The organism is Pseudoalteromonas sp. TAE79 (assembly GCF_000498015.1).
Classification (GTDB): Bacteria; Pseudomonadota; Gammaproteobacteria; order Enterobacterales; family Alteromonadaceae; genus Pseudoalteromonas.
In genome coordinates this window covers 17497-38019 of the sequence record NZ_AUTL01000176.1, presented here as the reverse complement: position 1 = coordinate 38019, position 20523 = coordinate 17497, and the positions used below count along the sequence as shown (strand labels likewise).

At 40.4% G+C, this 20523-nt stretch carries 14 protein-coding genes and 2 pseudogenes; 6 read left to right on the top strand and 10 right to left on the bottom strand.

Translation table 11 applies throughout. The features are described 5' to 3' along the window. Positions 1 to 25: 25 nt before the first annotated feature. The 4 genes from L655_RS0113415 to L655_RS0113400 form a co-directional block, all read right to left on the bottom strand. Complete coding sequence (locus L655_RS0113415; protein ID WP_024605295.1) at positions 26 to 1126, bottom strand: phosphotransferase; 1101 nt, start codon at positions 1124 to 1126, stop codon at positions 26 to 28. Between the two features lie 23 nt (positions 1127 to 1149). Next, the gene (gene mutT, locus L655_RS0113410; RefSeq protein ID WP_024600414.1) at positions 1150 to 1548 is read right to left on the bottom strand and encodes an 8-oxo-dGTP diphosphatase MutT; all 399 of its coding nucleotides are present in this window, start codon (positions 1546 to 1548) and stop codon (positions 1150 to 1152) included. 67 nt (positions 1549 to 1615) lie between these two features. Then, positions 1616 to 4330, bottom strand: coding sequence for a preprotein translocase subunit SecA (gene secA / locus L655_RS0113405; RefSeq protein ID WP_024605294.1), 2715 nt, complete (start codon positions 4328 to 4330; stop codon positions 1616 to 1618). A gap of 371 nt (positions 4331 to 4701) precedes the next feature. After that, positions 4702 to 6729, bottom strand: coding sequence for a methyl-accepting chemotaxis protein (locus L655_RS0113400; protein WP_024605293.1), 2028 nt, complete (start codon positions 6727 to 6729; stop codon positions 4702 to 4704). Positions 6730 to 6845: 116 nt separating this feature from the next. Here L655_RS0113400 and L655_RS0113395 point away from each other — a divergent pair, with 116 nt between their 5' ends. Next, complete coding sequence (locus L655_RS0113395; RefSeq protein WP_024605292.1) at positions 6846 to 7616, top strand: NADP-binding protein; 771 nt, start codon at positions 6846 to 6848, stop codon at positions 7614 to 7616. On the opposite strand, the pseudogene hutH reads toward L655_RS0113395, so the two are convergent. From hutH to hutC, 3 genes and pseudogenes are all read right to left on the bottom strand, one after another. Then, a pseudogene (gene hutH, locus L655_RS01000000125610) lies at positions 7613 to 9146 on the bottom strand (histidine ammonia-lyase). The gene L655_RS0113395 and the pseudogene hutH sit on opposite strands and share 4 nt — an antisense overlap. 2 nt (positions 9147 to 9148) lie before the next feature. After that, a pseudogene (hutU, locus tag L655_RS01000000125605) lies at positions 9149 to 10823 on the bottom strand (urocanate hydratase). 66 nt (positions 10824 to 10889) lie between these two features. Then, positions 10890 to 11597: a histidine utilization repressor gene (gene hutC, locus L655_RS0113380; protein ID WP_002959947.1), complete on the bottom strand. Its 708-nt coding sequence runs from the start codon at positions 11595 to 11597 to the stop codon at positions 10890 to 10892. 119 nt (positions 11598 to 11716) lie between these two features. Here hutC and hutI point away from each other — a divergent pair, with 119 nt between their 5' ends. Then, a complete protein-coding gene (gene hutI, locus L655_RS0113375; RefSeq protein ID WP_024605291.1) occupies positions 11717 to 12964 on the top strand; it encodes an imidazolonepropionase in 1248 nt (415 codons plus the stop codon). A gap of 120 nt (positions 12965 to 13084) precedes the next feature. Then, the gene (locus L655_RS0113370; protein WP_024605290.1) at positions 13085 to 14749 is read left to right on the top strand and encodes a GGDEF domain-containing phosphodiesterase; all 1665 of its coding nucleotides are present in this window, start codon (positions 13085 to 13087) and stop codon (positions 14747 to 14749) included. On the opposite strand, the gene L655_RS0113365 is transcribed toward L655_RS0113370, so the two are convergent. Next, positions 14746 to 15795, bottom strand: a complete 1050-nt coding sequence (locus L655_RS0113365) for a formimidoylglutamase (RefSeq protein WP_024605289.1) — start codon at positions 15793 to 15795, stop codon at positions 14746 to 14748. The two genes, L655_RS0113370 and L655_RS0113365, sit on opposite strands and share 4 nt — an antisense overlap. Before the next feature lies 1 nt (position 15796). Continuing rightward, positions 15797 to 16294: a ribonuclease E activity regulator RraA gene (gene rraA / locus L655_RS0113360; RefSeq protein ID WP_002959955.1), complete on the bottom strand. Its 498-nt coding sequence runs from the start codon at positions 16292 to 16294 to the stop codon at positions 15797 to 15799. Between the two features lie 205 nt (positions 16295 to 16499). On the opposite strand from rraA, the gene L655_RS0113355 reads away from it, so the two are divergent. The 3 genes from L655_RS0113355 to L655_RS0113345 all read left to right on the top strand — a co-directional run bounded on the left by L655_RS0113355 (position 16500) and on the right by L655_RS0113345 (position 20057). Next, entirely contained in the window at positions 16500 to 17039 is a 540-nt protein-coding gene (locus tag L655_RS0113355) for a phosphatase PAP2 family protein (RefSeq protein ID WP_024605288.1), read from the top strand. Continuing rightward, positions 17036 to 18067: an MJ1255/VC2487 family glycosyltransferase gene (locus L655_RS0113350; RefSeq protein WP_024605287.1), complete on the top strand. Its 1032-nt coding sequence runs from the start codon at positions 17036 to 17038 to the stop codon at positions 18065 to 18067. The genes L655_RS0113355 and L655_RS0113350 overlap by 4 nt, the downstream gene beginning before the upstream one ends. 109 nt (positions 18068 to 18176) lie before the next feature. After that, positions 18177 to 20057, top strand: coding sequence for a methyl-accepting chemotaxis protein (locus L655_RS0113345; protein ID WP_024605286.1), 1881 nt, complete (start codon positions 18177 to 18179; stop codon positions 20055 to 20057). Between the two features lie 29 nt (positions 20058 to 20086). On the opposite strand, the gene L655_RS0113340 is transcribed toward L655_RS0113345, so the two are convergent. After that, positions 20087 to 20461: a gamma-butyrobetaine hydroxylase-like domain-containing protein gene (locus tag L655_RS0113340; protein ID WP_002958364.1), complete on the bottom strand. Its 375-nt coding sequence runs from the start codon at positions 20459 to 20461 to the stop codon at positions 20087 to 20089. Between the last annotated feature and the right edge of the window lie 62 nt (positions 20462 to 20523).

Below are 20523 nucleotides of genomic sequence, written 5' to 3'. Positions count from 1 at the left end.
GTAAATAATAAAAACCAGTAAGTTTTTAGCTTACTGGTTTTTTTGTATCTTGAATTTGTTCATCGACTAAGCATGCGTGCATCCATTCTTCGTTACTCAGTATGTTTTTATAAAGCGCGAGTTGGTTTTGTACGCGCTCTAAATTGTGCTCTGCATGAGCCACTTTAAAGTACACATCGTTATTTAAGTAATCAGTTAAAAAGCGCACACTTAACATGAGCGGCATTATTTTAGCGCCTAGCAGCAGGCTTTCTTGTTCTTGTTTACTCATGCTACTTTTTAATGGCGTTACATAGCCTTTAACAATGGCTGAAAATATATCTTTTCGAATAACAACGTTGCGTAAGTTTGTTGAATCCTCGGCTTCGGGGGAGCAGAAAGTGCGTACCATGTCACCAAAATCATAAAGCCGAAATCCCGCCATGCAGGTATCTAAATCAATCACTGCTTTTGCTTTGTGAGTTGCACTACAAAACAGCATATTATTTATTTTTGTATCGTTATGACACACTCTTAGTGGTATCTGCTTAGCTATACTACTAAGCTCAGTAATTAAATGCTGCTGCGATAAGCAATATTCTATTTCGTCAGCGCAGTGCTTTACTCTATTTACAGAGTTATTTGTGATTGCGGTATTTAATTGCTCAAAGCGCATCGCTAAGTTATGAAAATCAGGAATTACAGTATGTAGTTGTTGTGCATCAAAGTCTTGCAAGGCATGCGTAAATACACCAAAAGCGTAAGCCGCTTGCTCGCTCTGTTGCGTGTTTTTAACAACGTCTTCGCTGTAGCTGTCACTAATGTAATTAAGTACACGATAGTGTTCGTTATCTATTTCTATTAAGTATTCATTGTTCTGCGTAGCTATATGCTTAACTGTTTCAAGGGGGTAGTTGCTTTGTAGTTGTTTGGTATTTAAATGCTGCTCAATTAGTTTTGCATTACTTACTAACTGAGCAGGGTATTTAAATACCTCAGTATTAAGTTTTTGCACAATAAACTGTTTATCAATACATCTAAGTAGCCATGTACTATTTATATGGCCGCTACCAATCACACTAACTTGAGTTAACTCAGGATTTAATGCTAATTGTTCGCTTAGCTTATTTTGTATTGAGATGTTCATTGCGCTCACTTGTACCTAGTTTGTTATGCGTATCGGGCTACTATTTTCTGGATAATTTCAGCATTAGCTTCAGGGAAATCATAATTTTCTAATTCACTAATTGCTACCCATTCACTAGGTTGTCCTTCAGCGCCATGTGCTTCACCGCTAAAGTTACTCACTACGTGTACATCTAATTTAACGCACTTATCGCCGTAGTCATGTTCAATCACCATAAGTTGACTAGAGCTGTGAATTGTTAATCCAACTTCTTCAATAAGCTCGCGTTTAAGTGCAACAAAAACACTTTCACCTGCTTCTACTTTGCCACCAGGAAATTCCCATAAACCGCCTTGATGTTGTTCATCTGCGCGTTTACAAATGAATATAGCGTTATTCTTCTTAATAACACCAACAGCTACATGTACAATTTCTATAGTCATTACTTTAAAACTCCATAAAAAAAGCGACGCTAGCGCCGCTTTTTAATAAGCTAATAACAATATTGGGCTATTTTAATTTACCGCAACATTGTTTGAATTTTTGGCCTGATTTACAAGGACAAGGGTCATTACGACCTACTTTTGGTTCTGTACGAGCCATTACAGTCGCTGTTTCTGGTGCTGGCGCTTCGCCACCTACTTGCTCAGCTTCTTCATGTTGGTATTCGCGAGGAGCATTTTCACTTTTACGGTGTTGCTCTTCTACTTTTTCAACATCTTCTTCTGCGCGTACTTGTACTTTACTTAGGATGCTTACAACATCTACTTTCAAGTTTTCAAGCATTTCAGAAAACAACTCAAACGATTCACGCTTGTACTCTTGCTTAGGATTCTTTTGCGCGTAACCACGTAAATGAATACCTTGGCGTAAGTGATCCATTGCAGCAAGGTGATCTTTCCAATGCTGATCAAGGCTTTGTAGCATAATCGCTTTTTCGAATTGACGTAAAACAGAATCGCCAACTTGCTCTTCTTTTTGCTTGTATGACTGCTCAACCGCTTCTTCGATACGCTCACGAAGTTTTTCTTCGTATAGCTTATTGTCATCAGCTAACCACTGAGTGATTGGTAGTTCAATTAAGAAGTCTTGTTTTAAACGCTCTTCAAGTCCAGGAATATCCCACATTTCAGCAAGGCTTTGCGGTGCAATGTACTGGTCAATAACACTAGCAAGAACATCACCACGGATTGCAGTAATAGTTTCTGAAATATCGCCTTCTTCAAGTAGCTCGTTGCGTTGAGAGTAAACAACACGACGTTGATCGTTTGCTACATCATCGTACTCAAGCAATTGCTTACGAACATCAAAGTTACGTGCTTCTACTTTACGCTGTGCATTTTCAATCGCACGGTTTACCCATGGATGTTCAATTGCTTCACCGCGTTGCATACCTAGTTTACGCATCATGTTAGTCATGCGTTCACCAGCGAAGATACGCATTAATGCATCGTCCATCGATAAGTAAAAACGGCTAGAACCAGCGTCACCTTGACGACCAGAACGACCACGTAATTGGTTATCTATACGACGAGATTCATGGCGTTCAGTGCCAATGATATGTAAACCGCCGGCATCAATTACTGCATCGTGGCGAATTTTCCAAGCCGCTTTAATTTCAGCTATTTGTTCATCAGTTGGGTTTTCAAGTTTTTCAACTTCACTGTTCCAGTTACCACCTAGCACGATATCGGTACCACGACCGGCCATGTTAGTTGCAATTGTTACAGTACCTGGTAGGCCAGCGTCTGAAACGATATCAGCTTCTTGCGCATGAAACTTAGCATTAAGTACGTTGTGCTTAATTTTTTCTTTGCGTAAAAACTGCGATAAATACTCAGAGCTTTCAATTGAAATAGTACCTACAAGTACCGGTTGTCCGCGGTCTTGACAGTCTTTAATATCAATTAAAATAGCTTCGTATTTTTCTTCTTGCGTTAGGTAAACTAAGTCGGCGCGATCATCACGAACCATCGGCTTGTTAGTTGGCATAACAACCGTATCTAGGCCGTAGATAGATTGAAACTCAAAAGCTTCAGTATCGGCAGTACCTGTCATACCAGCTAACGTTTCGTATAAACGGAAGTAGTTTTGGAACGTAATAGACGCTAATGTTTGGTTTTCGTTTTGAATTTTCACACCTTCTTTAGCCTCAACAGCTTGGTGTAAACCTTCTGACCAACGACGACCTTCCATTGAACGACCCGTGTGCTCATCGATAATGATTACTTCGTTTTCTTTTACAACGTAATCGACATCTTTTTGGTATAGTTTATGAGCACGAAGGGCGGCATAAACATGGCTTAGTAGCGTAATACTGGCTGCTGAATAAAGCGAATCGCCTTCTTCAATTAAGCCGCGCTCAGTAAGTAGCTCTTCTACTTTAATTTGACCACGTTCTGTTAAATGAACTTGCTTAGATTTTTCATCGATAGTGTAATCGCCGTCACCTTCAATGCCTTCTTCGTCTTCTTTTTCTTGAAGCTCAAGTAAAGGGACGATGGTGTTTATTTCAGTGTATAGCTCAGAGCTATCCTCAGCTGGGCCTGAAATAATAAGCGGGGTACGTGCTTCATCAATTAAGATTGAATCCACTTCATCGACTACAGCATAAAATAATGGACGTTGAACTCGTTCATCAATGCTAAAAGCCATGTTGTCACGAAGGTAGTCAAAACCAAATTCGTTATTAGTACCGTATGTAATGTCGGCAGTATAAGCGAGCTTCTTTTGCTGCGGCATCATACCTGGTACATTACAGCCTACTGTAAGGCCTAAAAATTCAAATAACGCACGGTTGGTTTCAGCATCACGTTTAGCAAGGTAGTCATTCACGGTAATTACGTGAACACCTTTGCCTGTTAAGCCGTTTAGATAAGCTGGTAGAGTAGCTGTAAGTGTTTTACCTTCACCGGTACGCATTTCTGCAATGCGACCTTGATGTAAAACCATACCACCTAATAACTGCACGTCGAAATGACGCATGCCATTTACACGCTTTGACGCTTCACGTACCACAGCAAAAGCCTCTGGTAGAATGTCGTCAAGGCTTTGTCCGTTATCGTAACGTTCTCTAAACTCAGCTGTTTTAGCTCTTAAATCTTCATCAGAAAGCGCTTCAAGTTGCGTTTCTAGCGCATTGATTAGCGCGACCGTCTTTCTTAGGTTTTTAATAGTGCGGTCATTGCGACTACCAAAAAGCTTGGTAAATAAATTAGATATCATGATAAAACCGTTACAATGTATTCTTTGTCAGCCGAGTATCGGCTAACCCATTTTTAACAATTGGTAATTAATATGTGCTTTTAAGTAACACTTAGAACATATTAATTAGCAATTTTGTATTAAACCGTTCAAAAAGCACTGTTTATTACGTGCGCTACTATACCAGACTCTGCCAAACAACAAACTATCTCAATAAAAAGATCGGTGTATAAAATCGAAAAATTTGATCTGGTTCGTAAAAATCACTTTGTATTACTCAATTACAGTAAAAATAGCAGCGAACTGTAAAGATATGGTGCTAAATAAATTAAAAACAAGGGTTATAGCTGCGCTTAAGTTTGACGCTTAAACACAGCTATTAAATGAGTGTTTTATAATTTAAATTGGTTAACCGTTTTGTTAAGTGCTGCAGCTAAATCACTTAAGTCACGAGCTTCGTCAGCGAGGGTGTGCGCATGGTCAGCTGTACTGTTCACTAAGTTATTAATTGCCGAAAGGCTCGTATTAATATCTTCAGCTACGACTGTTTGCTCCTCAGTTGACGTGGCTATTTGATGACTTTGGTCTTGTACTTTAGTGACCGACTGCGCAATATTGTGAAGTGAGCTAAGTACTTCTTTAGTTTGCAGTACTGAGCCCTCGGTTTGATCTTGTCCTTGTTGCATCATCACTGAGGCCTGTTGAGCTATTTGCTGCAAGCGCGAAATCATATTACGAATATCGTCAGTTGATTCTTGTGTGCGACTTGCTAGTGAGCGTACTTCATCAGCAACAACGGCAAAGCCTCGACCGTGTTCACCGGCACGAGCTGCCTCTATAGCCGCATTAAGTGCAAGTAAGTTGGTTTGATCGGCTATTGAATTAATTACGTCGACTAGCGCACCAATATTATTACTTTCTTGCTCAAGGCCTGCTACCACTTTAGATGCTTCGCCAATATGTAGCGCAAGTTCAGTCATTACTTTTTGCGCCTGTGTAGAACGGCTTGCACCTTCTACTGTAATTGCCTGAACTTCTTCAGCTGCGTTATTTGTGTGTTGTGCGTTACGTGATATTTCAAGCACAGTAGTCGCCATTTCAGTTACCGCTGCGCTCACGCTATCAACTTGCTGCTTCTCTTGCTGAATTTCAGAATTTGTTTTCTCAGAAACACTTCTTAACTGGGCCGCTGCATTACTTAGTTGTTCTGCTTGCGCTGCGGTATCAAGCATCATGGCGTGCAACTTATCAATAAAAGTGTTCATATGATTGGCCAGCTGTCCCACTTCATCTTGACTATTAATATCAATTTTTTGAGTAAGATCGCCTTCGCCCGATGCTATATCACGCATAATGTGCGTAAGCGTTGTAATGGGTTTTGAAATCATGTGGGTAGCCCATAAAATCATGGCTAATATAATGATTAAGATAATAATTACCGCCGTTGTTGTAGCGGTTACTGCAGCATTTACGGGCTCATCAATCATAGTAGTTGGGATAAGTAGACCTACATACCAATCTATATAAGGCTGCTCTAACTGCAGACGATGGTAAACCACATAAAACTGCTCTCCTTTAAAGGTAACCATTTGGCTGCCTTCAAGGTTATTTCGCATTTGTGTGTTTAACTCTTTAAAGCCTGCGGTATCTGTGAATTGTTGTTCAAGCGCATCGAGTCCTTCTTTACCGTTTGCACCTTCATCTGTAATTGAAAGCTTGTGCCCAGTGGCTTTTGAAAAGTGCACTACTTTTTGATTTCCATCGAGTAAAAAACCATAACCTTGGCCGTTAAAGCGAATATTTTCGACCATGTCGTTAATTTTGTTTAATTGTAAATCAACACCGCCCATACCAATGAGTTTACGCTGTGCGTTATAAACAGGTTGTTGTACAACTGCGGATGCTACGCCTGTGGTTAAATCAACAGAGATTGGACCTACATAAAGCTTATTAACTTGCATGGCTTCTTGCCACCAACCACGCTTGTAGGCGTAATAAGGCTGGCCGTTGTAGTGACTTGTACGTTCATTTTCTTTAAAGTATTCACCGGTGGTTGCTGAGGCAAAAAAGGCCGATAAAATGTTTTCGTCGTTTGAGCTTAAACGCACAAAGTCTTGGTTTACTTCGTTGTAACCAGGTGCGCTTTCGAGTGCTTGATCGCGAGTATCCCAATTTTCAAAAAAATTAATTAAATGTGGGTTATTAACAAAGGTTGATACCATTTTACCGTACATTGCAAAATAGCTTTGCATTGAAAGTTGCTCGGTCTGTAGATAACTTTGTGCTTCGTTTTCTATGTTTTCTCTAGAGAGATTGGCAATGTGTTTAACAAAAAATGTTGAGGCAATAATTAGTAAAACGGTAATTGTTCCACCAATCAATAATAATATTTTCTTCCGTAATGATAAATTATTTAGCATGAGTGCACGTATTTTTATTATTTATGAAATTATATCTAATCATATATTACTGAAAATCTCTATAAAGTTAGATAAAAATCACTAATTATGCGTTTAAAATGAAGGGCTATGCAAAAATGAAAACTAAAGCTAATAAATTAGTAGTATTAGGTGCAGGTTGGTTAGGACATGCTTTATGCCTAAGTGCACAAAAAGCTAATTGGCAAGTACAAGGTACACATAGAACGGATGTACATGAGTTCAACTTTGAACGTCAATTTGCACTTGTAAATGGACAATTAGTGCATCAAGTTGATTTACAAAATGCTTATTGGGTATGTGCTATTCCACCACGTAGCAGGCACAGTGAAAGTAATTATCCTGAAACTCTCACCGCAGCGCTTAAGCTTTCAAAGGAGTTAAACGCAAAGGGCTTTTTATTGTGCTCATCAACCGGGGTATACGATCAAGAGCCTGGTGTATATAGTGAAAGTTGCGATATTTCATGCACAAACGAGCGCCAAATAAAGCTCTATGAGGCAGAAGAGCAAGTACTTGAGCAAGACGGAAAAGTGCTGCGTTTAGCTGGATTACTAGGGCCTAATAGAGAACCTGGGCGTTTTGTGGCAGGTAAAGAGCTCAATACATCAAGTGAGCAAGTGGTAAATATGGTGCACCAACAAGATGTAATTAATGCTATTTTTGCGGTGATAGAGCACTGGCAAGTAGGGCAAAATATTTATAATGTGGTTAATCCTGCGCACCCAACTAAAGCTGAATACTACGCAGTGAAGTGTGCAGAACATGGCGGCGAGTTACCACGCTTTACCAGTGATGATAAAGCTGAGCGCAAAGTTATTGGCTCAGCTATCGAAGCGCTAGGCTTTACTTACCAATATGGTATTTAATATGCTGAAGGTAGGGGACTGCTCTCTATAAAGTCGCATAGCTTACCTTCACTTAGTAATGTATTAGCAGCTTCGATATCGGGAGCAAAGTAGCGGTCTTTATCATAATAACTTACATGCTCGCGTAACAATGCTTTAGCGCTTTGCACTTTATCTGATGGTTCAAGCGGCTTTCTAAATTCTAGCCCTTGAACCGATGCTAACCATTCTATTGCCAAAACACCTTGGGTATTATTGGCCATTTCATCTAAGCGCCTTGCTGCAAAGGTTGCCATAGAAACATGATCTTCTTGATTTGCAGATGTAGGCAAGCTATCAACCGAAGCCGGATGCGCTAATGATTTGTTTTCTGATGCAAGCGCTGCTGCGGTAACTTGGGCAATCATAAATCCAGAATTTACCCCGCCGTTTTCAACTAAAAATGGCGGTAATTTGGATAGGTTTGAATCGATAAGTAATGCAATTCGCCTTTCTGCTAATGCGCCAATTTCTGCAATTGCGATTGCTAAGTTGTCAGCGGCCATTGCAACGGGCTCTGCATGAAAGTTTCCTCCCGATATAATGTCGCCTACATCGGCAAAAACTAGCGGATTATCGGTTACACCGTTTGACTCGCATAGTAACACTTCTGCAGCTTGGCGTATCTGAGTTAGGCAAGCACCTAGCACTTGAGGCTGGCAGCGAAGGCAGTATGGATCTTGTACTTTTTCACAATTGATGTGGGAGTTACTAATCTGAGAGTGCGTATCGAGTAGCTCTCTAAATACTTGAGCGGTGTCTATTTGTCCGCGCTGTCCGCGAATTTCATGAATACGTGCATCAAATGGCGCGCGACTGCCCATTGCGGCTTCTATACTTNGAGCCGATAACGCAGCTTTGTGCATATAGGTTCTCGCTTCTAAATAGGCCTTGTAGTGCAAACGCAGTCGACGCTTGTGTGCCATTTAATAATGCTAAGCCTTCTTTGGCTGCAAGGGTAAGGGGTTCAAGTCCCGCTATTTTTAACCCTTGTGCTGCGCTAATTATTTCTCCTTTATGTCGCATTTGACCTTCAGCTAATAAAGGTAGACACATATGCGCAAGAGGGGCTAAATCTCCCGATGCCCCCACGGAGCCTTTTTTAGGCACGCATGGATATACTTCGCTACTAAGCAGCTGCATAAAAAATTGGATAACTTGCAGGCGAATGCCCGAATAGCCACGTGAAAGCGAGTTTACTTTTAAGGTGATCATTAACCTTACTGTGCTGTCATCCATGTATTCGCCAATACCCGCAGCGTGTGAAAGCACAATGGAGCGCTGTAATAATTCAAGTTGGTCGTCGGCAATTTTAGTATTGGCTAATAATCCAAAGCCGGTGTTAATTCCATATACAGTGCGGTGTTCATTAATAACATTTTGAACGGTTTGCGCGCTGGCTGCTATTTGCGACTCGGCATGCTTTGCAAGGCTCAGCTTTACCGGTGAATTATTAATTTTTCTTAGTGTGTTTAAATCAAGTGATCCGGGTGTGAGAGTAAGTTCGAACATGATCATTCCTCGTTTAACATAGGTAGGTCTAAATTTTGTTCTTTAGCGCAGTTTTTTGCTATGCCGTATCCGGCATCAGCATGGCGCATTACACCTGTTGCAGGGTCGTTCCACAGTACGCGAGCAATACGCTCTTTAGCTTCATCAGTACCATCGGCAACAATAACTACACCAGAGTGCTGACTAAATCCCATTCCTACACCGCCACCATGATGAAGCGACACCCAAGTAGCGCCACTTGCGGTATTAAGCAGTGCGTTGAGTAATGGCCAATCTGATACTGCATCTGAGCCATCTTTCATGCTCTCTGTTTCGCGGTTAGGGCTGGCAACTGAGCCAGAGTCGAGGTGATCGCGACCAATAACGATAGGGGCTTTAAGTTCGCCATTTTTAACCATTTCATTAAAGGCCAGTGCAAGGCGTGCTCTATCTTTTAGGCCAACCCAGCAAATGCGTGCAGGTAAACCTTGGAATTGTATGCGTTCCCGCGCCATATCAAGCCAGTTATGTAAATGTGCATCATCAGGAATAAGCTCTTTTACTTTAGCGTCGGTTTTATATATATCTTCAGGGTCGCCTGATAATGCTACCCATCTAAATGGTCCAATCCCTTCACAAAATAAAGGGCGAATATATGCAGGCACAAATCCAGGAAAATCAAACGCGTTGGTAACACCTTCATCAAACGCCATTTGACGAATATTATTTCCGTAATCAGTAGTGGCGGCNACCCGCTTTTTGCAGCGCCAGCATGGCTCTAACTTGGACTGCCATTGATTGTTTAGCCGCTTTTACTACCGCTTTTGGATCTTGCTCACGCATTTTTGCTGCGTGCTCCATTGTCCAGTTTTGTGGTAAGTAACCATTTAATGGATCGTGAGCTGATGTTTGGTCTGTAACTACATCAGGTGTAATACCTGTTTTAACCAGTGTACTAAATACATCGGCAGCGTTACCAAGTAGGCCAACTGATAGGGCTTCACCTTTTATGCACGCGTCGGTTATTAATTGCAGTGCGTGTTCAAGGTTCGTTGCTTTTACATCAACGTAGCCTGTTTTTATACGAAAATCGATACGGCTTTCATCACATTCAACAACTAGCGCACTAAACCCTGCCATTGTAGCGGCAAGTGGTTGCGCACCGCCCATACCACCAAGGCCACCCGTTAATACCCACTTGCCTTTAGCACTGCCTGCAAAATGTTGCTTTGCCATAGCTACAAAGGTTTCGTAAGTTCCTTGTACTATGCCTTGCGAGCCAATATAGATCCAAGAACCCGCCGTCATTTGCCCGTACATCATCAAGCCTTTTTTATCGAGCTCGTTAAAGTGCTCCCAATTTGCCCAGTGTGGAACAAGATTTGAGTTAGCAATAAGCACGCGAGGAGCATTACTGTGGGTTTTAAATACACCAACGGGTTTTCCTGATTGTACAAGCAGGGTTTCGTCGCTTTCGAGCCTATCGAGGGTTTCTATAATTTTGTCATAACTTGGCCAATCACGAGCTGCTCGGCCAATACCACCATATACAACAAGTGCATGAGGATGCTCTGCAACTTCAGGGTCTAAGTTATTCATTAGCATGCGCTTAGCAGCTTCTGTTTGCCAGCTTTTAGTACTTATTTTATCTCCATGAGGTGCACGTATTACGCGACTTGTGTCGAGTCGGTTGTTCATGTTTTGCTCCTGTTGTATATACAAGGTGATTTGTTATAAAAAAAGCGCAGTAAGCGCTATTGTTTGTTATTTTTTAAATGTTAAGTGGCCACCTAAGCGATATTTACTGCCTGGTGATACAAGGCGCGCAAAGCTTACAATGCCTTTAACAGACCAGGTGCGTCGGATTACTTGTAAGCATGGCTCTTCATTATATAAGTTTAACCATTGGCACATTTCGCTGTTTGGCATAATGGCCTCTACTGTATGCCTTGCTTGGGTAAGTGGGGCAACACTAGATAGATATTCATGTGGTGTAAGCATGCTAAAGTCTTGTTGTAAGTAGCCAGTCGCAAGGGCAGGGTTTACAAAACGCTCTTCTAGCTGCAAAGGGCTGTCGTTTTCGTTATGAACGAGTACACTTCGATATACAACACTGTCAACCTCAACACCAAGTGCAATGGCAATAGGTGCGACTGCATTTATTGATTCGAGTATGAGTACGCTACAGGTGTAGTTGCCGTTACGCTCTTTTACTTCATCAGCAATATTTTTTATTTCAAGTAACGATGACTGCGATTTAAATGTAGCTACAAATGTACCTAACCCTTGGCTGCGGGTTAAAATGCCTGCCTCGGTTAATTCGCTTAGTGCTCTGCGGGCTGTCATCCTGCTTACACTAAATTGACTACTTAGTTCGTTTTCAGAGGGAACACGTTGGTTTTCTTGCCACGTACCGCTGCGTATTTTATCAACAATGAATTGTTTTATTTGCGCAAATTTAGGTGTCGTCATTAAATTTATGGTTACATTAAAAATAAACTATATAAATAAGATGACACAATTACCTTGTATATACAAGATGGGTTGTTAGACTATATTTTCATCACTCTGGGCGTAAAAAGGGCTAAAAAATGCAAAGCACAACACAAAATTATGAGTTAGAAGAAATCGACTTACTTTTAACTGATGCCAATATTGCCACTATGGATAGCAATATAAATGCCCCTTATGGCGCAATCGAAAATGCTGCTATAGCTATTAAAAATGGTAAAATTGCGTGGATTGGAGAGCAAGCAACGTTGCCCAGTTTTGATGTGTTTGCAACGCCGACATTGAGTATAAAAGGGCAGTGGTTAACGCCGGGCTTAATAGATTGTCATACACATTTAGTGTTTGCAGGTTCAAGATCGCAAGAGTTTGAGCAGCGCTTGCAGGGTGTAAGTTATGAGCAAATCGCAGCACAAGGCGGTGGCATAGCAAGTACGGTTAAGGCGACGAGAGCAGCCGATCGAGAGCAATTATTTGTTGATGCAAAAGATCGCTTAAATACGTTGTTAAAAGAAGGTGTAACCACCGTTGAAATAAAATCAGGCTATGGGCTAGATACTGAAAACGAGATAAAAATATTAGAAGTCGCTCGTTTATTGGGTGAGCATCATCCTATTGATATTAAAGCTACTTTTTTAGGGGCGCATGCTCTACCGGCTGAATACAAAGACCGTGCTGATGAATATATTGATTTGGTATGTACTGACATGCTTGATCAGGTAGTGGCTAATAATCTTGCTGATGCAGTCGATGTATTTTGTGAAAATGTAGGGTTTAGTTATTCGCAAACCAAACGTGTTTTCCAGGCGGCTAAAAAGCATAACCTCCCAGTAAAATGCCATGTTGAGCAGTTATCTAATCAACAGGGTGCTAAGCTGGTGGCGCAGTTCAATGGCCTTTCGGCAGATCATATTGAGCATCTCGATGAAGAGGGTGTAAAAGCCATGGCAAACGCTGGGACGGTAGCGGTGTTATTGCCCGGTGCATTTTATTTTTTAAGAGAAACTAAATTCCCACCTATTGAGTTACTTAATCAATATAAAGTACCTATAGCTATTGCGAGTGATTTTAATCCTGGCACTTCACCGCTGTGCTCAGTGCACTTGATGATGAACATGGCATGCACATTGTTTAGATTAACACCCGAGCAAGCATTGGCAGGTGTTACTCGCAATGCTGCTAAAGCACTAGGGTTAGACGACCGTGGTATTTTAAAGGTTGGTGCAAGAGCTGATATTGCGCATTGGCAAATAAGTCATCCATCACAATTAAGTTACCAATTTGGCGTAAATAAACTGTTAAATTTATGGATTTTGGGTAGAATTAACTAGTTTGTATTATTTTTGCCCACATATAATCTGGTTTAAACTTTTTTAGCGAATACGGATGCCGTTAATTTGAACATACTAACCGACAGTAACTTCCCAATATTTTTTAGTGGTGCACTATTGATGGCGATGATTGCCACTTTATTTGCCGTTAAAAATGCCAGTATTAAATTTAGCTATTTATGCACAGCAGCTGTTGGTTTGGCTATTTTGAGTACGGGCGCAGCTTGGCTTGCCATTTTACTTGCCTTTGGATTTTGTTTTCATTTATGGCAAGCCTTCGAGCGAAATAATTGGAGCATGATTATTACCAGCTCAATGGCTGGTCTTTTATTTGTTGTTCTATTTTCAGCTCATTTATTATTGGAAGTTCCGTTATTTTGGGTTGTGTTAGCAATATTATTATTAGCTATTGTTGGCTTTTTAAATGACGAAAGCGCTGAAATAGAAGTCGTGATAGAGCCAGAACCTACAGGTGATACATTTATAGAAGAGTCTCCGCTTTCGGTTTTTGCAGATAGAAAACAGTTACGCCAAGGTTACTATGCATGGTGCGACAATAAGCAAGTAAGTGCAGCGTTAATCGTTATTCGTCTTGAAGGATTTGAGCAAGTTAACCAGCATATTGGACGCGACTTTGGCGATATACTGTTAGCGCAATCGGCTAATCGAATAAAAGAGCTACTTTCAAGTGACGAAATAGTGACTTTAACTGGACAAGAAAAGCTAGCCCACTTAGGGGGTCTTAACTTTGCATTTATTTGTAGTTTCGCGAATCAAAAACACTTACATGAATTAGTTATTGACCAAATACTGGGTGCAACGCTTAAGCCATTTAATGTTGCTAACTGCACTGTAGAAGTAAAAGCGAGAGCGAGTTATGTTGATTGTAATGAGCAAGATAACAACTTTGATAATTTAATATCGTACGCATATCTGGCACTCGATAGCCACCCAGATCGCAAGGTTGTGCCTTATCATCAACAAATGATGATTGAATTGCGAGAGCAACAAGCGCGACTAAAGGAATTAGCAAATATTGATTTTTCGAGCGAGTTAGAGCTTTATTTTCAGCCTATTATTTGTAACGAAAACGGTCAAATTGAGTTTTTAGAATTACTACTGCGTTGGCAGCACCCTAAGCAAGGGATTTTATCCGCTAACAGGTTTATCGACGACATTAGAATTGCAGGGCTTGGTTATCCACTCGCTAAATTTGTAATAGAGAGAGCTGCTGAGCTTGCAATGGCGCTTAGAATAGAAGGTATTTCTATACCGCTTAGCATTAACGTATTTGGTCCTGAAATGCTTAACGAAGAGTTTATTGAATTTGTTGATGTTGTTTTAAGTGAGCATCACTTGGAAGCTGGCGATTTAATTGTTGAATGCCCTTTGCATATTTTTGCGGGACTAGATGATAAAGGCAGAGGCATGATCGCAAGGCTTAATAACATAGGCTTAAAAGTATGTGTTGATGGACTTGGTGATAACCCGGTACTGCTTTCTAAGTTACCAAGCTTAGCGGTAGAGTATATTAAGGTTTCACCTTCACTCACTGCTGACTTTAGTAATCAAAACAATATACGCAGTTTAGTTAGCGGAATGGTTGAAATGCATAACCAACAAAAAACAAAAGTGATTTTTGAAGGGGTAGAAACACTTGAGCAACTTAAGTTTGTAAAAAGCTTAAAAGGTTATGCTGCCCAAGGTTATTACTTTGGTCACCCGCTAAGTAGTATTGGTTTAATGAGCTGGCTAAAAGAGTGGCGATTAGTTCAACAGCGCTAAGTGTTTTCTTTGGCTTGTAGATAGCTATTCACAAGTGCACTGATCACTTGTCCTACATGGGCAGCACCGGCCTCAACTCCGTTAGGGTGCTGGCTAGGCGCTGCTTCACATAAATGTAAGTACTTAGAGTCGCGATGGTTTGCTGCTAAATACACAAAGTGCTCAGTGTCATTCACACTAAATCCGCAACATGTGTACGCACTCACCGGCATGTAAGTAATACTATCTAAATCAACTTCAATACCCAGTGGTAAATCGTTAAAATTACTTAATGCGTTTTCAATTGCCTGCGTGAGTGTAGTTTTTCGCTTAACTTGTATTGATTGATAGCTATCAAACGTAAAGTTAGCTTCACTCATTGCATCTATAATTGCTTGATTGTTTTTTATCTCATGTAAGCCAATAACGTGGTAATTACTTAGATGTTGCTCGTTATAAGCGTAGCGAAAGCCATTGCCGCTATGGCGACCTTCACATTCTCTAAAGTCGGCATGAGGGTCAAAGTTGATAGCATTAATAGGTGTATTTTTTGACTTACTCAGGGCACGGATAATTCCCAAGCAATTATTATGACCTCCGCCAATAACGATTGGCTCAAGCCCCGCTTTAAAAATAAGGCTCAATACCGACTCTACGCGTTCATCAAGCTGTTGGCATAAATCTCGTAATTGAGTTAACTGCTGGCCTTGCTGATTATTAAGCTGGTTGCTTTGCGCCATTAAATCATCAGTATTAACTTCACCCAATAAAAGCACTTTTTGAGTGGCAATAAATTGATTGTGAGGTTGGTTTAAAAAGCGTTTTAAAAAAGCTGGCCATGCTTCGTTTGCACCACCATTTCCTAAGTTTGCTTTTGGGCCGATATCTTCGCAAATACCCAGAAGTACATAGCGGATACCAAATTGAGCAGCGTCAACAAGTGCATGTTGCAGGTTTACTTGGGTGTCGAGCAAGGCCATTGATTGCCATGCTTTTTTCTCATTTGCGCGGGTAGAGCAAAGTGTTCTAACCGCGCTTTCATCATATACTTTTAAATGGGAGGTCACGTTATACTTCTACAACTTCCAACTCTAATTCTTCTGCAGATAAAACAATGCCTGTGCTATCAGCATAAATAAAGTCGTCATCAAAAAATGATACCCCAGCAAAGTTAACGCCTATAGCATCTTCACCAGCACCTTCGCTGTCGGCTGCGACAGGAATGGAAGCAATTGCTTGAATGCCTAAATCAAGTTCTTCAAGCTCATCAACGTGGCGTACTGCGCCGTAAACAACAATACCATTCCAGTTGTTTTCAAGTGCAAGTTCGGCCAATTCAATATCAATAAGTGCACGGCGAGTTGAGCCACCACCGTCAATAAGAAGCACTAAGTCTGTACCGTCTTGAGAAAGTAATTCGCGGATCAGTTCATTATTTTCAAAACATTTAACCGTTTTAATGCGGCCACCAAAGCTGTGTCGACCACCAAAGTTGATGAACATTGGCTCTAGCACGTCAACCACATCAGCAAAGTGGTCACATAAATCAGAAGTGCTGTAATCCATTATTTTATCCTCAAAAGGTACATTAATTTATACCTCAGTATACCCTCCTTATAAGCAATAACAACGACTTAATCGCAGTAAATTTAGACAAAACAAGCGCTAAATCATTAATCGCAATAATAGTGTCTTAAAAGCGTCACTCAATTGTTATTTACAACACATAAGCTAAATCGGTGTTCATATATTATGCAATGAGGGGGAAGTGATGGATAACAATAATATGTTTAAAAGGGCAGCTCTGCTAGATGAGCAATTATTTTTAACTCTGTTTAATTGCAACTCACCGAAGTGGTTTAAAACAATTGCGTTTGGCTTATCTAAAAGCGGTGATGGTGGGCTTTACATACTTGTGTGTTTAGCGGTGTGGTGGCTTAGTAATAATGAGCAGCAACAATTATTACCTGTAACGATATTAGTTGGTTTTGCTATAGAAAGGCCCATTTATTTACTGGCCAAAAATAGATTTGCCCGTATCCGTCCATGCGACTGCTTAGTAACAAATGCTTACATAGTACCCAGTGATAAATTTAGTTTGCCCTCGGGTCACAGCGCTGCAGCGTTCTTAGTTGCGATTATACTAAGTCACTTTTTCCCTGAATATATATGGCTACTACTTAGTTGGGCTGCTGGTGTGGCTATTTCTCGTGTTGTATTAGGCGTACATTTTCCTGCTGATATTATTATAGGTGCGATTATTGGCAGTGTTTGTGGCTTATTCGCATTAGCGCTTGTGGTACCTGTATGAAAATATTGTATGGAGTGCAGGGTACCGGTAATGGTCATATAACGCGAGCTAGGGTTATGGCAAGTTGCTTTAATAAACTTGGTATTGATGTTGATTATGTGTTTTCAGGGCGAGCAAATAAAGATTACTTTGATATGCACGAATTCTCAAATTATAAAGCGTATCGGGGCTTATCGTTTAGTACTGAAAATGGGCAAGTCAAAAATTTAAAAACACTTAAAAACATGCGAGTCTGTAAGCTGGTGAGTGATATAAAATCGCTTGATATAAAACAGTACGATTTTGTACTTAATGACTTTGAGCCTGTTACAGCATGGGCTGCAAAACGGGCAGGTATACCCGTTATTGGCATTAGTCACCAAGCAGCATTTTTATCAGATAACGTACCTATGTTTGGTCGTGGCGTACTGAGAAAATCACTTATCAAGCATTATGCACCAGCGACTAAATACTTAGGCGTGCACTGGCAACCATTTGCAAATAATATAATACCGCCTTTTATTGCTCATCATAATCACGACAACCCTGTAGCCGTAATGAACAAGGTATTGGTATATTTACCTTTCGAAAACTTAGATAGCGTTGTTGATTATTTAAAAGACTTTCCCGAAAAAGAATTTTATTGCTATCACCCAAATGCCAGCAATCAGTCTTTTGGACATATACATTTACGAGCCCCCTCACGTTCTGGCTTTTTAAACGACTTAGCAAACACAAGTGGTGTTATTGGTAACGCGGGATTTGAGCTTGCCAGTGAAGCGCTTAAGTTAGGTAAAAAGTTACTATTAAAGCCTTTAGATGGTCAGTTTGAGCAAGCAGCAAATGCACAAACTTTATTTTCCATGGGCATGGCGCATGTTATGAACTATTTAAACCCACAAGCCCTTGATGATTGGAATAGCGCGCCGCAAAACAAGCAGATAAATTACCCCAGCGATCCCGCGCCTTTAATTGATTGGTTGGTTAAACAACAATGGAATAACACACAATCGTTACATAAAGGTTTGTGGGATAGTGTCGCCTTATAGCCATCACATTTAAACTGTTTAGAATTACCAATAATAAAAAGTTAAATTAATTAGTCGCTTTTGATCTATTAGCTATAATAAAAATGCATATTCAAAAAAGGCGTTAGCGATGAATTTTTTACAAAACCTAACAATTAAACGACGTTTACAACTAAACGCAGTCGTTGTTGGTTTAGCAATGGTGGTCCTTTTATGCGTGATTATTTTTGAATCACGTACAACCTTGAGCTTAAACAAGACTATTCAATTAGCAGAAGAGCTCAACGTACATGCATTAGCATTGCGTAAACATGAAAAAAACTTTTTGTTTTATAAACAAGAAGACGCGTTAACTGCATTTGAAACGGATTTTGAGCAGTTAAGTGATAAAGTAAAAAAGTTACAACAGTTAATGGCTAACCAAGGTATTGCACAGGAGCAGGTCCAGCGCTTTGAGCAACTAATAAATAGCTATAATAATGATTTTGAAACTGTTGTTAAGCTTCAAAAAGAGATTGGTTTAACCCCGACCGACGGGTTATATGGCAAGCTTAGAAGCTCGGTTCATGAAGTTGAGCAACTATTAAAAGAGCAGCAAAATTACCAACTGCTGTCGTCAATGCTGCAACTAAGACGCTCAGAAAAAGATTTCATGCTGAGATTTGATATTAAGTACCTAGGGCGTTTTAATGAGGGAATTAATACATTTAAGCAGCAGATAGCTGCAGCACAGCTGCCAAGCGACTATAAAGCACAAATTAATCCTTTGATTGATATATACCAAAGCGAATTTCAAACACTTGTGCAGGCGCAAACTAAGCTAGGGCTAGATCTTGAGTCAGGCGCACTTGGAGTAATGCGTGACAGTGTAGATAAAAGCGACGCCATTGTTTCTAAAATCGTTAAAGACACTAAGTTACAAGTAGAGCAAAGTGTAGAGCAGGCTCAATTTTTAGCTATTTTGGTATTTGTGATTGCAGGTGTGATTGTATTAGCACTCGTTTATTTTACAAGCCACTCCATTATTGTACCTATTGAGCGGGTTTATCACACCATTAACGATATTCGTCGTAATAATGATTTGAGCGTGATGATAGAGCAAACTGGTAAAGACGAAATTACCACCATGACGGTCGACTTTAATAGCTTAATAGGCGATTTTAAGAACTTAATTAACGAAGTTAATGGTGCTTTAAACACGCTTAATGTAGCAACAGAGCATTTATCACAAAGTACCGCAGCAACAAGCTCTGGTATGCAAGAGCAACTACATGAAGCCGACATGGTTGCAACGGCAGCCACCGAAATGCAGGCGACGATTCAGGATATTTCACATAATACTGAGGCGGCTGCGAAAAAAGCAGAGTCAACAAATTTAAGTGCACAACAAGGGCGTAGTGAAGTAGATTCTACCGTTAAGCACATTAGGGCCCTATCTGATTCGCTGGGGAATGCATCAAATGTAGTGTCGCAACTTGAAAAAGATGGTGAAACAATTGGTTCAGTGCTTGATGTAATTCGAGGGATTGCAGATCAAACAAATTTACTTGCACTTAATGCGGCAATAGAAGCGGCCCGTGCTGGTGAGTATGGTCGTGGTTTTGCTGTTGTTGCAGATGAGGTTCGTTCATTAGCAAAGCGTACTCAAGAGTCTACAAGTGAGATTGAAGGTATTATAAGTACCTTACAGCAGCGTACTCAAGAAGTGGTGAGTATTATGCACAAATGTCGCTCTCAAGGTGATGAAAGTGCCTCGCAAGCAATTAAAGCAGGTGAGCTATTAGGCGCAATTACTGAAGATGTACAAACAATAATGGAAATGAGCTCTCAAATAGCAGTTGCTATTGATGAGCAAAGCCAAGTGGCATCAGAGGTTAATAAAAATGTAGTAAGAATTCGCGATATTGCACAAGACGCAACTGAACATGCTGCTAACAATGCGCAAACAAGTGAAGAGGTCTCTGAGCAGGCTCGCGTTCTGTTCACTGCAATTGATAAATTTAAGGTTTAATCACGCTTAATAGAACGGGGCTATAAAGTTTAAGGAACAAATTTTATAGGCACGCTATCTTTACTTTTTTCGTGTTCAGTTACCCGCGCTAAATATTCACTCCACAATGTATCTTGTTGCTGTTGTAGTTTTTCAAAGTAGCGCCAGCTAAATAGTCCGCTGTTATGGCCATCGTCAAAATCTAAACGAAGTGCGTAATGCCCAACAGGTACAATACTTTTTATTCCTACAGCTTGCTTATTAAGTACTAGCTTCATTGGGCCAGAGCCATGGCCCTGCACTTCAGCAGAGGGAGAGTGAACGCGTAAAAATTCACAGCTAAATACAGCTTTACTGTCATCATCAAAGTAAACATCTAGATTTTTACTTACACTGTGGTAATGCACTTTTGTTACGTGTTTCATTTAATATATCCCATTAAAAAGCCCCCAATCTGGAGGCTTTTAGTATAACGTTTATATTCGTT

Coding starts and splice junctions, on each gene's coding strand:
- L655_RS0113415 (WP_024605295.1), bottom strand. CDS start 1,126: ATGAACATCTCAATACAAAATAAGCTAAGCGAACAATTAGCATTAAAT.
- mutT (WP_024600414.1), bottom strand. CDS start 1,548: ATGACTATAGAAATTGTACATGTAGCTGTTGGTGTTATTAAGAAGAAT.
- secA (WP_024605294.1), bottom strand. CDS start 4,330: ATGATATCTAATTTATTTACCAAGCTTTTTGGTAGTCGCAATGACCGC.
- L655_RS0113400 (WP_024605293.1), bottom strand. CDS start 6,729: ATGCTAAATAATTTATCATTACGGAAGAAAATATTATTATTGATTGGT.
- L655_RS0113395 (WP_024605292.1), top strand. CDS start 6,846: ATGAAAACTAAAGCTAATAAATTAGTAGTATTAGGTGCAGGTTGGTTA.
- hutC (WP_002959947.1), bottom strand. CDS start 11,597: ATGACGACACCTAAATTTGCGCAAATAAAACAATTCATTGTTGATAAA.
- hutI (WP_024605291.1), top strand. CDS start 11,717: ATGCAAAGCACAACACAAAATTATGAGTTAGAAGAAATCGACTTACTT.
- L655_RS0113370 (WP_024605290.1), top strand. CDS start 13,085: ATGGCGATGATTGCCACTTTATTTGCCGTTAAAAATGCCAGTATTAAA.
- rraA (WP_002959955.1), bottom strand. CDS start 16,294: ATGGATTACAGCACTTCTGATTTATGTGACCACTTTGCTGATGTGGTT.
- L655_RS0113355 (WP_024605288.1), top strand. CDS start 16,500: ATGGATAACAATAATATGTTTAAAAGGGCAGCTCTGCTAGATGAGCAA.
- L655_RS0113350 (WP_024605287.1), top strand. CDS start 17,036: ATGAAAATATTGTATGGAGTGCAGGGTACCGGTAATGGTCATATAACG.
- L655_RS0113345 (WP_024605286.1), top strand. CDS start 18,177: ATGAATTTTTTACAAAACCTAACAATTAAACGACGTTTACAACTAAAC.
- L655_RS0113340 (WP_002958364.1), bottom strand. CDS start 20,461: ATGAAACACGTAACAAAAGTGCATTACCACAGTGTAAGTAAAAATCTA.